This is a genomic window from Dongshaea marina (assembly GCF_003072645.1).
GTDB lineage: Bacteria > Pseudomonadota > Gammaproteobacteria > Enterobacterales > Aeromonadaceae > Dongshaea > Dongshaea marina.
In genome coordinates, this window is sequence record NZ_CP028897.1 from 343,683 (window position 1) to 356,969 (window position 13,287).

Annotated in this window: 16 protein-coding genes; all 16 read left to right on the top strand. The window is 53.7% G+C overall.

Annotation, left to right across the window (positions count from 1 at the left end):
- The 16 genes from DB847_RS01775 to rng all read left to right on the top strand — a co-directional run bounded on the left by DB847_RS01775 (position 1) and on the right by rng (position 13,284).
- Positions 1-891, top strand: coding sequence for an ExeA family protein (locus tag DB847_RS01775; protein WP_108649170.1), 891 nt, complete (start codon positions 1-3; stop codon positions 889-891).
- A complete protein-coding gene (locus tag DB847_RS01780) occupies positions 888-1,448 on the top strand; it encodes a hypothetical protein (RefSeq protein WP_108649171.1) in 561 nt (186 codons plus the stop codon). The genes DB847_RS01775 and DB847_RS01780 overlap by 4 nt, the downstream gene beginning before the upstream one ends.
- A 104-nt stretch (positions 1,449-1,552) precedes the next feature.
- Positions 1,553-2,065, top strand: a complete 513-nt coding sequence (locus tag DB847_RS01785; protein WP_108649172.1) for a tetratricopeptide repeat protein — start codon at positions 1,553-1,555, stop codon at positions 2,063-2,065.
- Positions 2,031-3,791 (top strand): GspE/PulE family protein, encoded by a 1,761-nt coding sequence (locus tag DB847_RS01790; protein ID WP_108649173.1) that lies wholly within the window; start codon positions 2,031-2,033, stop codon positions 3,789-3,791. Before DB847_RS01785 ends, DB847_RS01790 begins: the two co-directional genes overlap by 35 nt.
- Positions 3,778-5,004 (top strand): type II secretion system F family protein, encoded by a 1,227-nt coding sequence (locus DB847_RS01795; protein ID WP_108649174.1) that lies wholly within the window; start codon positions 3,778-3,780, stop codon positions 5,002-5,004. The genes DB847_RS01790 and DB847_RS01795 overlap by 14 nt, the downstream gene beginning before the upstream one ends.
- Positions 5,004-5,489, top strand: coding sequence for a hypothetical protein (locus DB847_RS01800; protein WP_108649175.1), 486 nt, complete (start codon positions 5,004-5,006; stop codon positions 5,487-5,489). Before DB847_RS01795 ends, DB847_RS01800 begins: the two co-directional genes overlap by 1 nt.
- A 245-nt stretch (positions 5,490-5,734) precedes the next feature.
- Positions 5,735-6,178 (top strand): type II secretion system protein, encoded by a 444-nt coding sequence (locus DB847_RS26255; RefSeq protein WP_108649176.1) that lies wholly within the window; start codon positions 5,735-5,737, stop codon positions 6,176-6,178.
- Entirely contained in the window at positions 6,178-6,693 is a 516-nt protein-coding gene (locus DB847_RS01810) for a prepilin-type N-terminal cleavage/methylation domain-containing protein (RefSeq protein ID WP_108649177.1), read from the top strand. The genes DB847_RS26255 and DB847_RS01810 overlap by 1 nt, the downstream gene beginning before the upstream one ends.
- The gene (locus DB847_RS01815; protein ID WP_108649178.1) at positions 6,680-7,216 is read left to right on the top strand and encodes a type IV pilus modification PilV family protein; all 537 of its coding nucleotides are present in this window, start codon (positions 6,680-6,682) and stop codon (positions 7,214-7,216) included. Before DB847_RS01810 ends, DB847_RS01815 begins: the two co-directional genes overlap by 14 nt.
- Positions 7,216-8,025 carry a prepilin-type N-terminal cleavage/methylation domain-containing protein gene (locus DB847_RS01820; protein WP_108649179.1) on the top strand — a complete coding sequence of 270 codons (810 nt, stop codon included), beginning with the start codon at positions 7,216-7,218 and terminating at the stop codon, positions 8,023-8,025. The genes DB847_RS01815 and DB847_RS01820 overlap by 1 nt, the downstream gene beginning before the upstream one ends.
- Positions 8,015-8,461 (top strand): PilX N-terminal domain-containing pilus assembly protein, encoded by a 447-nt coding sequence (locus tag DB847_RS01825; RefSeq protein ID WP_108649180.1) that lies wholly within the window; start codon positions 8,015-8,017, stop codon positions 8,459-8,461. Before DB847_RS01820 ends, DB847_RS01825 begins: the two co-directional genes overlap by 11 nt.
- 321 nt (positions 8,462-8,782) lie before the next feature.
- Positions 8,783-9,826: a rod shape-determining protein gene (locus DB847_RS01830; protein ID WP_108649181.1), complete on the top strand. Its 1,044-nt coding sequence runs from the start codon at positions 8,783-8,785 to the stop codon at positions 9,824-9,826.
- A 42-nt stretch (positions 9,827-9,868) separates the two neighbouring features.
- Positions 9,869-10,735, top strand: coding sequence for a rod shape-determining protein MreC (gene mreC, locus DB847_RS01835; RefSeq protein WP_108649182.1), 867 nt, complete (start codon positions 9,869-9,871; stop codon positions 10,733-10,735).
- Positions 10,732-11,217, top strand: a complete 486-nt coding sequence (mreD, locus tag DB847_RS01840; protein ID WP_108649183.1) for a rod shape-determining protein MreD — start codon at positions 10,732-10,734, stop codon at positions 11,215-11,217. Before mreC ends, mreD begins: the two co-directional genes overlap by 4 nt.
- A 1-nt stretch (position 11,218) precedes the next feature.
- The gene (locus tag DB847_RS01845; protein WP_108649184.1) at positions 11,219-11,833 is read left to right on the top strand and encodes a Maf family protein; all 615 of its coding nucleotides are present in this window, start codon (positions 11,219-11,221) and stop codon (positions 11,831-11,833) included.
- Entirely contained in the window at positions 11,815-13,284 is a 1,470-nt protein-coding gene (gene rng, locus DB847_RS01850) for a ribonuclease G (RefSeq protein WP_108649185.1), read from the top strand. The genes DB847_RS01845 and rng overlap by 19 nt, the downstream gene beginning before the upstream one ends.
- Positions 13,285-13,287: the final 3 nt, after the last annotated feature.

Genomic DNA, 13,287 nt, shown 5'->3' on the forward strand with positions numbered 1-13,287 from the left:
GTGTATCTTGATTTTTTTGGGCTTAATGAGGCTCCCTTCGGCCTGACGCCAAATACTCAGTTTTATTACCAGCTTCCTCCCCACGAAGAGGCGCTGGAGGTTTTGCTGACTGCCCTGCAGAGCGGGGAGGGTTTTATCAAGGTGACCGGAGAGGTGGGAACGGGTAAAACCTTGCTGTGCCGAAAGCTCCTCAATGAGCTTCCGGAAAGTTTTGTGACCGCCTATTTTCCCAATCCCTGTCTTAATCCGGAGAAACTCAATCAGGCGCTGGCTCTTGAGCTTGGGATCAATGTCGGCGAGCCTAGCGCCCTGAGCCTGACCGATCGCATCCACCACCGGCTGGTTGAGCTCAAGGCGCAAAACCGCAGAGTGGTGGTACTTCTTGACGAGGCCCAGGCCCTTCCCGATGAATCGTTGGAGTCCCTGCGGCTATTTGGGAACCTGGAGACCGAGTCCAGTAAGCTGCTGCAGGTGGTGATGTTTGGTCAACCTGAATTGGATCTTCGCCTGGCCAGGGGGCATCTGCGGCAACTCCGACAGAGGATCTCTTTTTCCTATCAGCTACGAGCCCTACAGTCCGGGGAGGTCGGAGCCTATATTGAGCACCGTCTGCGAGTGTCTGGTTACCGGGGAGCAAGCCTTTTTAGTCCCAGAGCGGTTCGACTGATCAGTCGTGGTAGCCGAGGGATCCCAAGGCTTATCAACCTGTTAGCTCATAAAAGTCTGATGTTAAGCTTTGGCCAGGGGCAGTTTGCGATTGGTCACAGGGAGGCTCGGCGTGCAATCAAGGATACGGAGGACTCCTCTTTGCCACGAGTCACTTGGCGCTGGTGTATGGCGGGGGGAGTGCTGGTGGTAATTGGTTTGATTGGAGCCGGATTTATTTTATGAGTGTTATCAATCAGATGTTGCGGGATCTGGAAAAAAGAGAGCAGGCGGGGCCATCGGCGGCTCCCGTGATGACGGTAGCTGGCAGCAGAAGTCGCTGGTGGATCTGGCTGTTACTGGGGCTGGTGATCCTGCTGTTGTTGGGGGCTGCCCAGTACTGGTGGCTGAGTCATAGCCTGAAAAGCACGCCCGATGTAAAGCAGCAGGGAGCCATAACTGTTGCTGAATCTAAGGTGCAAACCGAGCATTCGGCGAGGGAAAGCAAGGTGACTCTCCCGGCCGTTACTGGTGATGAGAAAATTGCCGTAACTTCGAACCCGGAGCCAAAGAAACCAACTGAGCTTGCGGCATCGGGCATCACTGCCGCGGTCGAGGTTACTGCGGCCTCCAAGCAAGTTAAAGAGCCAGGACTCGCTCCCTCACTCCGGGAAGCGGCGCCCTCAAAGTCAGGCCCGGATTCGAGCCTCTTACCAACGAAACATGCTGCGGTGAGCCCTGTTCAGAATGTTAAGGCCCCCCTCAGACAGAGAAGCAAAATCAGCTGTCGATTCGTGAAGTAAAACTCAGCGATAGCCAGCTGGCTGCGCTTTATGCCAAGCGGGGCAGAGAGGCTCTGGAGAGTAATGATGGCCCGCAGGCCTCTAAGCTCTTTAACAAGGCTCTGGTGTTAACCCCGGCCAATAATCAGGTGCGTAAAGAGCTGGTCGCCCTCTACTATGGGCAGGGAAGTGAGGGGCAGGCGATGCATCTTTTGCATCAGGGGATGGCGGTTTCTCCCGGATATGCCGACTTTCGCCTGATGGCATCCAGGATTTATCTTGGATCCGGAGACATGCAGCAAGCCTATGATGTTCTGAATAACCTGTCTCCAAGCCTGGCGCACAACATCGATTATTACGCTACCCTGGCGGCTCTTGCCCAAAAGCTGAAGCATTACTCCCAGGCCCAGCAGATCTATCAAAACCTGCTACAGCTGCACTCCAAAGAGGGGCGTTGGTGGCTTGGTCTTGGGATTGCTCTGGATAAGGAGGGCCAGGGGCGCAGAGCCCTTGAGGCCTATCAGCACGCTAGTCGCTCCGCAGGACTGACCGGACCTTCGCGCAGTTATCTCGATCAACGCATCGCTCAATTGGAAAAAAACTATGATTCGACCCCAGCTAAAAAAGCGACTCGGTGATCTTCTTGTCGAAGAGGAGATCATCTCCCAGGAGCAGCTGGATCTTGCCTTGCAGCAGCAAAAACAGACGGGGCGCAAGCTGGGGGCTTCCCTGGTCGATCTCGGGTTTATCGGTGAGCAGCAGCTGGATGAGTTCTTAGCCCAGCAGCTTTCTATTCCCCTGTTTAACCTCAACCACCTGACGATCGACCCCAAGGTGGTGGAGCTGCTGCCCGAGGTGTTTGCCCGGCGGCACCGGGCCCTGGCGATCAATGATGATGGTGAGCATGTCACTGTGGCTATGAGTGACCCTGCGGATCTCAGGGCGTTGGATCTTGTTTATCATGAGCTTAGCCCGCGTGAGGTCCAGTTCGGGGTTGCCAGTGAGGGGCAGATCCTGGAGGCTTTCGATCGTTACTATCGGCGAACCAAGGAGATAGAGTCCTTTGCAGAGCAGCTCCAGGAGGAGTACTCCCAGACCGAGGATCTGACACTTGGCTTGTTAGATGACACGGTTGAAGAGGAGGGGGAGGCCACGGTAGCCAAGCTATTGCGGACCCTGTTTGAGGATGCGGTGCAGGTTGGAGCCTCAGATATCCACATCGAGCCGGATGAGAATAAACTCAGGATCCGTCAACGGGTCGATGGGGTGCTCCATGAGAATGTTCTCAACGAGGTGCAGATCGCCTCGGCCGTAGTATCCCGCCTTAAGCTGGTCGCCAATCTGGACATTTCAGAGCGGCGGATGCCTCAGGATGGCCGCTTTAACATCAAGATCCGTGGCAATAATATCGATGTGCGCCTTTCCACCATGCCGGTTCAACATGGTGAGTCCGTGGTGATGCGTTTGCTCAATCAATCGGCGGGCCTTTTGAGCCTGGAGGAGACGGGAATGCCAGCAGAGGTGCGCGAGCACTTTCGCCGCCAGCTGCACCGCCCCCATGGCCTGATTCTGGTGACCGGACCGACCGGAAGCGGTAAGACCACGACTCTCTATGGGGCCTTGTCGGAGCTTAATAGCCCTGAAAAGAAAATCATCACGGTAGAGGATCCGGTCGAGTATCGCCTGCCGCGAATCAATCAAGTGCAGGTCAACAGTAAGATAGGTCTGACCTTCGCCCATGTATTGCGGGCAACCCTGCGTCAGGATCCGGATATCCTGCTGGTCGGTGAGATGCGTGACCATGAGACCATGGAGATCGGTTTGCGGGGTGCTCTGACCGGACACCTGGTGCTGACCACATTGCACACCAATGATGCGATCACCAGCGCGTTGCGCCTTCTGGATATGGGGGCTCCCGGCTATCTGGTTGCCAGTGCCTTGCGCTGTATTATTGCTCAGCGTTTGGTTCGCCGGCTGTGCCCGCACTGCAGCCAAATCCACACTGTGGATGAGCAAACGGCATTGCGTCTAAGGCGGCTATTAAACGGCGTGGAGGCAGAGAAAAACTATCAGAAGGGGCAGGGCTGCCAGAACTGTAATTTCACCGGATACCACGGACGCTTCGGGGTGTTTGAAATGCTGGAGCTCAATGAGCCTATGATGGAGGCGATGCGTTTAGGTAATCCGGATCAATTCTCCAAGGAGGCGCGCAGGGTGCCCGGGTATCAGCCCCTGGCCATCATGGCTTACAAGTATGCCTGCCAGGGCGAAACCAGCATTGAAGAGGTGCTCCGTCTGGCTGAGGATGTGGCTTATTCCATCGAAGAGATGATAGATGAGGAGTCGCCGGATGCCTCGGTATAGCTACAAGGGGCGAGACCGAAGTGGTAAGGCGGTCAACGGCCAGCAGGTGGCGGCCGACGAGCAGGCGGTTGCCGAGCAACTGATCCGCCAGGGGGTGATCCCAATTCAAATCACAGAGGTCGCAGAGAAGGCTAAATCGCTGGAGCTTCCCGCCTGGCTGACTCGCAGGCAGGTGACACTCGATGATCTCCTGTTATTTTGCCGGCAAATGTATTCGCTGACCCGGGCCGGCATATCGGTGATCCGCGCGGTCAACAATCTCAAAGACTCCATTACCAACCGAGCTCTTGCCGAAGCACTTACCGATATAGCCGATGAGTTGCAGCGGGGCTTATCCCTGGCTGTTGCGATGCGAGCCCATCCAAGGGTCTTTCCCTCGCTGTTTGTATCGATTGTCCATGTGGGTGAAAACACAGGTCATCTCGATGAGTCTTTTCAGCAGCTCTCTGATTACTATGAGCTGGAGATGGAAACCCGCAAGCGGATCAAGACGGCCACCCGTTACCCCAGCTTCGTGGTGACGGCGATCGCCATAGCGATCGTCGTTCTCAATATCTTTGTGATCCCTCAGTTTGTCGGCCTGTTTGAGCGATTTGGCGCAGACTTGCCTTTGCCTACCCGGATCCTGATGGCTACCTCCAGCTTCTTTGTGAATGATTGGTGGATCCTGCTGTTGATCGTGGCAGGTATCACCTTGGGGGTTCGCCAGTTTTTGAGTACAGAAAACGGCAGGCAGAGCTGGGATCGCTATAAGTTACGCTTGCCGATTATTGGCTCTATTCTCGAAAGAGCCCTACTGGGGCGCTTTGCCCGAAGCTTTGGGATGATGGTCCGCTCCGGGATCCCTTTGCACCAGGCCCTTGGGCTGGTGGCGGATGCGGTTGGCAATGCCTATATGTCGAAGCGGTTGCGGGGGATGCGCGAGGGTATCGAGCGCGGAGAAAGCCTGCTCAGAACCGCTGCCGCCAGCGGCTTGTTTACCCCCCTGGTGCTGCAGATGATCGAGGTCGGAGAGGAGACAGGTCAGGTCGATGTGCAGATGGTTGAGGTGGCTGGCTACTATGAGCGGGAAGTTGATTATGATTTGAAAAGCCTTACCGCCAAGATTGAGCCTATCCTTATAGGTATCGTTGCTGTGATGGTGTTGATTCTGGCATTGGGTATCTTCCTGCCGATGTGGAACATGATGAACGTGATGAAGGGTGGTGGCTGATGAGTAGTGAGCGACAGGTCAATGAGCGAATGCTGGCCTTGCTGCTGCGAGTGGTTGCCGTCCTTGTCATCTTAGCTTTAATTGCCGTGTTGCTCTCCTGGTACAGGCACTATCGCCAGCAGACCGAGGAGGTGACCTTCCGGGTGTTGAGTACCACCTTTGCATCACAGGTCACCCGGTTGCATGAGGTCTGGTTGATCCGGGGTGAACCAAGCTCCATCTATCGTACCGCCGGAGATATCTACTTTAGCTCCTCGGGCTGGCCGACCCATGTCAGCAGAACACAAGAGATCTCACCACAAAAAGGCTGCAGGGAGCTTTGGGAGCAGTTGTTGGGGCAGCCTTCAAAGATCGGGGACGCCGAGGTTGGAGTGGTCTCGGCCGGAGGGGGCTGTCAGTTTATTTTACGTGGCGGTCTGAGTATCAGCTATCGCTTTGATAATGGCCAGGTGAGTTTTCACCGGCCAGTGGAGATGGAGTCATAGGCTCTGTTGACGCTTCAGATTTGCTTCAAAATTAGAAACGTCAACAGAGCCTGGCATTGTGGTCTGGATATTGCGTGATTATTGCTGATCTGGATTGGAGATCTGACGGTTACACTGCCAGTTTGGAATCAAATGGAGCTTTTTTTGCCGGGCTAATCTGACTGACTGGGTTAAGGTTGTCGTATAGAGCCAGAGGCGACTATGATTTAAGCAGTGCAGTGACAAGATTACGGGAAGGGCGCGCTATGAGAAAAAATTCTGGTTTTACCCTGATAGAGCTGGTGATCGTGATTGTGATTTTGGGGATTTTGGCTGCGACGGCGGTGCCAAGGTTCGTCAATATGCAGGCGGATGCCCGGGGGGCGGCGATCAATGGTCTGAAGGCTGCCATTGTCGGTGCTGCCGATCTGGTCTATAGCAAGGCGGTGATCGATGGTATCGAAACTAATGCCACAGGCTCTGTAACTGTGCAAGGTCAATCTATAGGCACTGTTTATGGCTATCCAAGCAGAGGTAGTATCGCTAGCGCGATTAATGGTGGCAATGATTGGACCTTTAATAATAGCGGAGGTACTGCGGTATATGGCTTTATCAGTGGTGCTGCCTCTACCGGTTGTAATGTCACTTATACTCAGGCTACATCTAGTGTCGCGCCTCCGACGGTTAACGTACTAACAACGGGTTGTTAATGAAGTGTGGTTTTGAGCGGGCCACCTCGGTGGCTCGTAATCGTTTTATTGCAGGCTTTACCCTGGTCGAATTGGTGGTGGTAATCGTCCTGATTGGGATCTTAAGCGCGGTAGTGGCACCGCGCTTTTTAACGCGTTCGGATGTCAATGCCGATGCCTATCGGGACCACTTGCTGCGGCTACTGCAATTGACACAGCAGCGTGCCATGTATAGCTCGAACGATTGTGCACTGGTGTTACTAAAGGATAATCGTTTTGGTATTCCGGATCCCTGTAGTGGTTCCTCGTTCCCTACCTCCTGGAAACATCAATTCTGGGGCGTGAGCGCCGGGGAGTACAGTGATGATTTTTCCGGAGTAACCTTGTCTCAAAATAACTATAAGATTGGTTTCAACTCTAACGGAGAGCCTGAGCAGGATTGTGGCAGTAATGGCTGCACAATTACCGTCAGTGGCGCAGGCGTGTCTCGTAGCGTGGTGATCGCATCATCGGGGTATATCTATGCGACGAACTGAGGGATTCACCCTGATTGAGCTGGTGGCCGGTATCGTACTAGTCGCCGCGGCTCTGTTGGTGATTATCACCTTCACTCGTAACCAGGCGAGCCGTCAAACCTCCATCATCTATCAGATCCACGCCAGTGAGCTAGCAGGAGCGATGATCCACCGGGCGCAGGCGTTGCGCTTTGATGAGGAGTCAAATGAGTTGGGTGGGGAGCCCTTCTGTGGTGATACCGGCCCGGCTTGTACCGCTCCGGCAAGCTACGGTTCTGAGGGGAGTGAGAATGGGGTTTTGACTTTCAATGATATCGATGATCTCAATGAGTATTGTGATAATCCCCTGAGTGGTAGCGATTTTGCCCTGGCCCTGGGACTGGATCCGACCGTATATGGCAACTACCAGTTGAAAACCTGTGTGACCTCAGCCCCGGGCTTTGTCGGGGCGGCGGGGGATGATGCGGCCAAGCGCTTGGACCTGACGGTAATACTACCCAATAGTCAAACTATTGCTTTTCGTGGTTACTGGAGCAACTACTGATGGTGCGGCGCGGTTTTACCCTGGTTGAGCTGGTGTTGGTATTGGTGATCCTGGGGATCGTCGCCGTCTTTACTTCGCGCTTTTTAGGTTCATCCATGCTGCTGTATCGGGACTCCCAGGTGAGTAATGAAAGGTTGGCTCAGGCCAGCTTTATGCTAACCAAGATGGGCCGGGATATTGCGGGTTCGTACTCTTCGAGCGTTCGTCTGTTTGGTTCAAATAATGGAAAATATAAGTGTATTCAATTTGCTCCGGTTCGCGGCGGAGGGGCTTATTTGAACAGTGTCTCTAATCTGAGTAGCGCTATCGGAATTGCCAGTAAGGATTTTATGCCCGGTAGTGGCAATTTTGATAACTTAAGGGTGGTGATTGGTGCAACTGCTGCAGTTGATATCTATCAGAGTGACTCAACGCTTCAAACAGGTAGTGGTGCTGTAGGGATTATTGATAGTTATGATGAAAACAATCCTGAAACTGGGTTGGCGACTATCACCCTGGAAGGGACACGCAAGTTTTCAGGGGACTCGGATGGTCGGCGCTACTTTATTCTTGGAGCCTCTTCCGAGGCTTACTGTTTCACCGGAAGTAATCTGATGCTCTATGAAGGCCTGAACTGGAGTACTTACAGCACAGTTCCGGTCGGAGCAGGTATTGTAGAGCGACTGACAGGTAATCAGCTTAACTTTTCGCAGAGTGCCTTTGCATTTGATGCCTTGGCTCAGACGGTATCAATTCGCCTGGTGCTGGATCTGCCCGATAATAAGACCCTGGTCCTTAATCAACTGGTATTTATGAACTATGGCCCCTAATAGCACAATCCACGGACAGCGCGGCAGCATGCTGATGATCGCCATAGTGATCATTGTGGTGTTTTCACTGCTGGCGGCGGTGTTGGTTAAACTCCAGGGGCTCTCCTCACAGTCGAGCATCTATCAGGTCACCAATCAGCGGGCCCTGTTGGCAGCAGAGAGTGGGATTCAGTATGGCTTGTACCAGCTGCTTCGCAATAACAGCGGCTGTGAGAGTGGAGTGGATAAAATCGATGGCTTTAACCTGAACTTGTCCGGAGAGGGCCCGGGCCTGGGTAGTTGCAGCGTGGAGTTAAGCTGCGAAGCGCTGTATCCAAAAACCGGAACCCCCAATTATATGCAACTTACTTCAAAGGCTGAATGCGGCAGAGGCTTTCAGGACTCAGACGATAACCCTCTGGTTACCCGGGAGCTGGAGGTAGAACTTCGCAGGTAGTCGGGTTTTATGAGTTCACGACAATTCATGGCTAAGCAAAATTGTGATCCGGAAGCGACTTTTGTAGAAGCATATTGAGTATAAGCCCCCTGGTGCGACTGTTTTTTAAACAATCTCTTGTAAAGGTCCGGCTAAATATGAGTCTTGGAAGAGAATATATTTTCAGATAACGGCCACGAACGTGAACTTATTGTCGTGATCTCTTGTCATAATGGCTCGGAACTGGCTCCCTCGGAGTCGGGTGAGCTTGCTGAAACTGGGCTGCGTTGGTAAAGTTAGCCGAACGATCGCTGGTTTCTCAATTCAGGATTCCCCAAGACTATGTTTAAAAAGCTAAGAGGCTTGTTTTCCAATGATCTTTCGATCGATCTTGGAACAGCTAACACCCTTATTTATGTCAAGGATCAGGGTATCGTACTCAATGAACCTTCAGTGGTTGCTATCCGTCAGGAGAAAATGGGTACATCTAAGAGTGTTGCCGCCGTGGGTCATGCCGCAAAGCAGATGCTGGGACGTACCCCGGGCAATATTTCGGCGATTCGTCCTCTCAAAGATGGGGTGATTGCAGATTTTTATGTGACTGAGAAGATGCTGCAATACTTCATCAAACAGGTCCATGAGAACAACTTTTTCCGACCAAGCCCCAGGGTTTTGGTTTGTGTTCCCTGTGGCTCGACCCAGGTTGAGCGTCGGGCGATCCGTGAATCGGCCCTGGGCGCAGGGGCTCGTGAAGTCTACCTGATCGATGAGCCGATGGCTGCGGCGATTGGTGCCGGGCTGCCGGTGTCTGAAGCAACCGGCTCCATGGTGGTGGATATCGGTGGTGGTACCACTGAGGTTGCAATCATCTCTCTTAATGGTGTGGTCTACTCCTCTTCGGTTCGTTTAGGGGGAGATAAGTTTGATGAGTCGATCATTAACTATGTACGCCGTAACTATGGCTCGCTGATCGGAGAAGCCACCGCTGAGCGGATCAAGCATGAGATTGGTTCAGCTTATCCTGGTGATGAGCTTAAGGAACTGGAGGTGCGTGGGCGCAACCTGGCAGAGGGTGTGCCAAGAAGCTTTACTCTGAACAGCAATGAGATCCTTGAAGCGCTTCAGGAGCCTCTGAGTGGTATCGTCAGCGCGGTGATGGTTGCCCTTGAGCAGTCTCCGCCTGAGCTTGCTTCCGATATCTCAGAGCGCGGCATGGTATTAACCGGTGGTGGCGCACTGATCCGCGATCTCGATCGCCTGCTCGCAGAAGAAACCGGCATCCCCGTGGTGGTCGCCGAAGATCCTCTCACCTGTGTGGCCCGTGGCGGCGGCAAGGCGTTGGAGATGATCGATATGCACGGTGGCGATCTCTTCCACTACGACTAATCTCTGGGCCGATCCTGGATCGGCCTTTCAAGATCCTGTTACATGAAACCTATATTTGGTCGAGCTCCCTCTCTACAGTGGCGGTTGCTGCTGGCTGTGATTATTTCGTTGGTCCTGATTATCGGCGACTCCCGCTCCGGATATTTCAATGAGGCGCGTACCTGGCTCAGTACTGTGGTGAGCCCTCTGCAGTATGCGGCGAATACACCACGCTTGCTCCTCGATGGCCTGGTGAAGCAGTTTAAGAGTCGCCAGCAGCTGCAGGAAGAGAATCAGCAACTGAAGAAGAATCAGTTTTTGCTTCAGGAGCAGCTATTGCAACTGAGCGATCTGCAGCATGAAAACCAACGACTTCGCCAGCTACTAAAGGCACCTATGCCCAAGCCCTATCCTGAGAAGATGGCAGAGATCATGTCGGTGGTCTCCGATCCCTTCAGTCAGCAGGTGGTGATCAACCGAGGACTGCTTGATGGTGTCTATCAGGGGCAGCCGGTACTCAATGATCAGGGAATCGTGGGGCAGGTACTGCATGTAGGAACCAATACCAGTCGGGTACTATTGATCAGCGATCCCAGTCACTCGATCCCGGTGAGGGTTCAGCGTAACGATGAGCGAGCCATAGTATCCGGAACCGGCGAGCCCGACAGCCTGGTACTGAATAACATTCCGCGCAGTACCGACATCAAGGCGGGCGATCTTTTGGTGAGCTCAGGGCTAGGAGGACGTTTTCCCGAGGGAATACCAGTGGCCCGGGTGACCTTATTTCAGTATATTGAGGGAAGGGCGTTCGCCAGGGTGGAAGCCAAGCCGGTTGCCGATCTGAGTCGCCTGCACTATCTGTTGCTGGTTTGGCCAAAGGAGTTGTCCGATGCACAGAAAAGTCATCCTCAGACAGGAGGCAAGCAGTGAGCTCTTCAATTAAGGGGCTGCTGTTAGTTTATCTCTCTTTTTTGCTGGCATTGGTGCTGGCTATCCTGCCCCTGCCTGTTCAACTCAACCCCTATCGCCCCGACTGGCTGGTGATGGTAATGATCTACTGGGTGATGGCCCTGCCCCACAGGGTGGGAATGGGGACGGCCTGGATCTCCGGGATGCTGCTGGATGTCCTGTTGGGTGGAACTCTTGGGATCCGAGCTCTGGCGATGGCACTCATCGCCTACTTTACGGCGCTCAATTCACAACAGATCCGCAATTTCTCTTTGTGGCAGCAGGCGATCATCGTGGGTGGTCTCTCTTTATTGGGGAAGCTGGTGGTGTTCTGGGCCGAACACCTGTCATCGGAAGTGACCATACATACCCGCTTTTTCTGGTCGGTGATCCCGACCATGATTATCTGGCCCTGGCTATTTTTACTGCTGCGTAAACTAAGGCGCCAGTTCAGGATTAAATAACATGATGCTCAATGAAACGATAACCCTCTATCTGGCTTCGCAATCCCCACGGCGCAAGGAGCTGCTGTCACAATTGGATTACCCCTTTGAACTGTTACGGCCGGATGTGGTTGAGCAGCGGGAGGCGGATGAGAAGGCCGAAGATTATGTGTGCCGATTGGCCCAGGAGAAGGCGAAGGCTGGTGTTGAGATTGCGCCCTCAGAGCTGCCGGTTTTAGGGGCGGATACTATAGTTGTGGTTGGGGAGCGGATTTTGGAAAAGCCCCTGGATCTGACGGATGCCAAAGATATGCTGGAGATGCTCTCCGGCACCACACATCAGGTGATGACGGCGATCGCTTTGGCGACACCTCATAGCTGTGAAGTACGCCTGGTGGTGACCGATGTTACCTTCCGCAAGCTGTTGGAGCACGAGATTGAGAATTATTGGCATACCGGTGAGCCCTGCGATAAGGCCGGAGCCTATGGCATTCAGGGCATAGCAGGGAAGTTTGTCAGTCGCATTGATGGCAGCTATACGGGAGTGGTCGGTTTACCTTTGCTTGAGACCGATCTTCTGATCCAAAGCTATCTGGAAAAACGGGCCAAGGAGTCTCAATGTCTGCAGAGCTGCTGATTAATGCTACCCCATATGAAACACGCGTTGCCCTGGTGGAACGGGGGATCCTGCAAGAGGTTCACATTGAGCGTGAAGCGCGGCGGGGTCTGGTAGGAAATATCTACCGGGGCAAAATCAGTCGGGTTCTTCCCGGAATGCAGGCTGCCTTTGTGGATATCGGAATGGAGAAGGCAGCCTTTCTGCACGCCTCGGATATAGTGCCTCACACCGAGTGTGTTGCCTCCAAAGAGCAGGAAAAGTTTCAGGCGGGAAATATCGCAGAGCTGGTTCGCCAGGGACAGGATATGCTGGTCCAGGTGGTCAAAGATCCTCTCGGCTCTAAAGGAGCCCGGCTGACCACAGATATCACCCTGCCATCCCGTTACCTGGTACTGATGCCGGGGAGTGCCCATGTCGGGGTCTCTCAGCGGGTTGAGAGTGAAGATGAACGTGAGCGACTCAAGACGATCGCGGCCAAGCATGTGGATGAGCAGGGTGGCTTTATTGTGCGCACCGCCGCCGAGGGCGCCGGAGAGGTAGAGCTTGAGCAGGATGCCCGCTTCCTCAAAAGGCTGTGGAGCAAGATCAGTGAGCGACGCAAGCGAGCGCGCCCCTGTGACATGCTGTATGAAGATCTGCGGCTGGCTTTTCGGGTGGTGCGGGATTTCGGCGGGGTGGAGCTGGATAAGATCCGCATCGACTCCAGGGATCTGTTTGAGGAGCTGCAAAGCTTTGTCGGCGAGTTTGTTCCCGAGCTCAGTGATAAGCTCGAATACTACCCGGGTGAGAGCCCGATTTTTGATCTCTATGATGTGGAAAATGAGATCCAGCGAGCCCTGGAGCGCAAGGTCGAGCTTAAATCCGGTGGCTATCTGATTATCGATCAGACCGAGGCGATGACTACGGTTGATATTAATACCGGCGCCTTTGTCGGTCATCGTAACCTTGAAGAGACCATCTTTAATACCAATATCGAGGCAACTCAGGCGATCGCCCGGCAGCTGAGGTTGCGCAATCTCGGCGGGATTATCATTGTCGATTTTATCGATATGCAAAATGAGGATCATAAGCGCCGGGTGTTAGCCAGCCTTGAGCATGCCCTGACCCGGGACCGGGCCAAGAGCAGTATCAGCGATTTCTCGGCCTTAGGCCTGGTCGAGATGACGCGCAAGCGTACCCGTGAGAGCCTGGAGCATGTATTGTGCGCCGAGTGTAGCTCCTGTCATGGACGAGGCACTTTAAAAACCGTAGAGACCATCTGCTATGAGATACTGCGGGAGATCATTCGGGTCAACCGGGCTTATGATGCGGATCAGTTTGTGGTCTATGCATCTCCGGCGGTGACCGATGTCTTTCTTGGTGAAGAGTCTCACAGCCTGGCAGAGCTGGAGGTCTTTATTGGCAAGCAGATCCGCATTCAAACTGAGCCCCTGTATGGTCAGGAGCAGTTTGATGTGGTGATGATGTAGGGC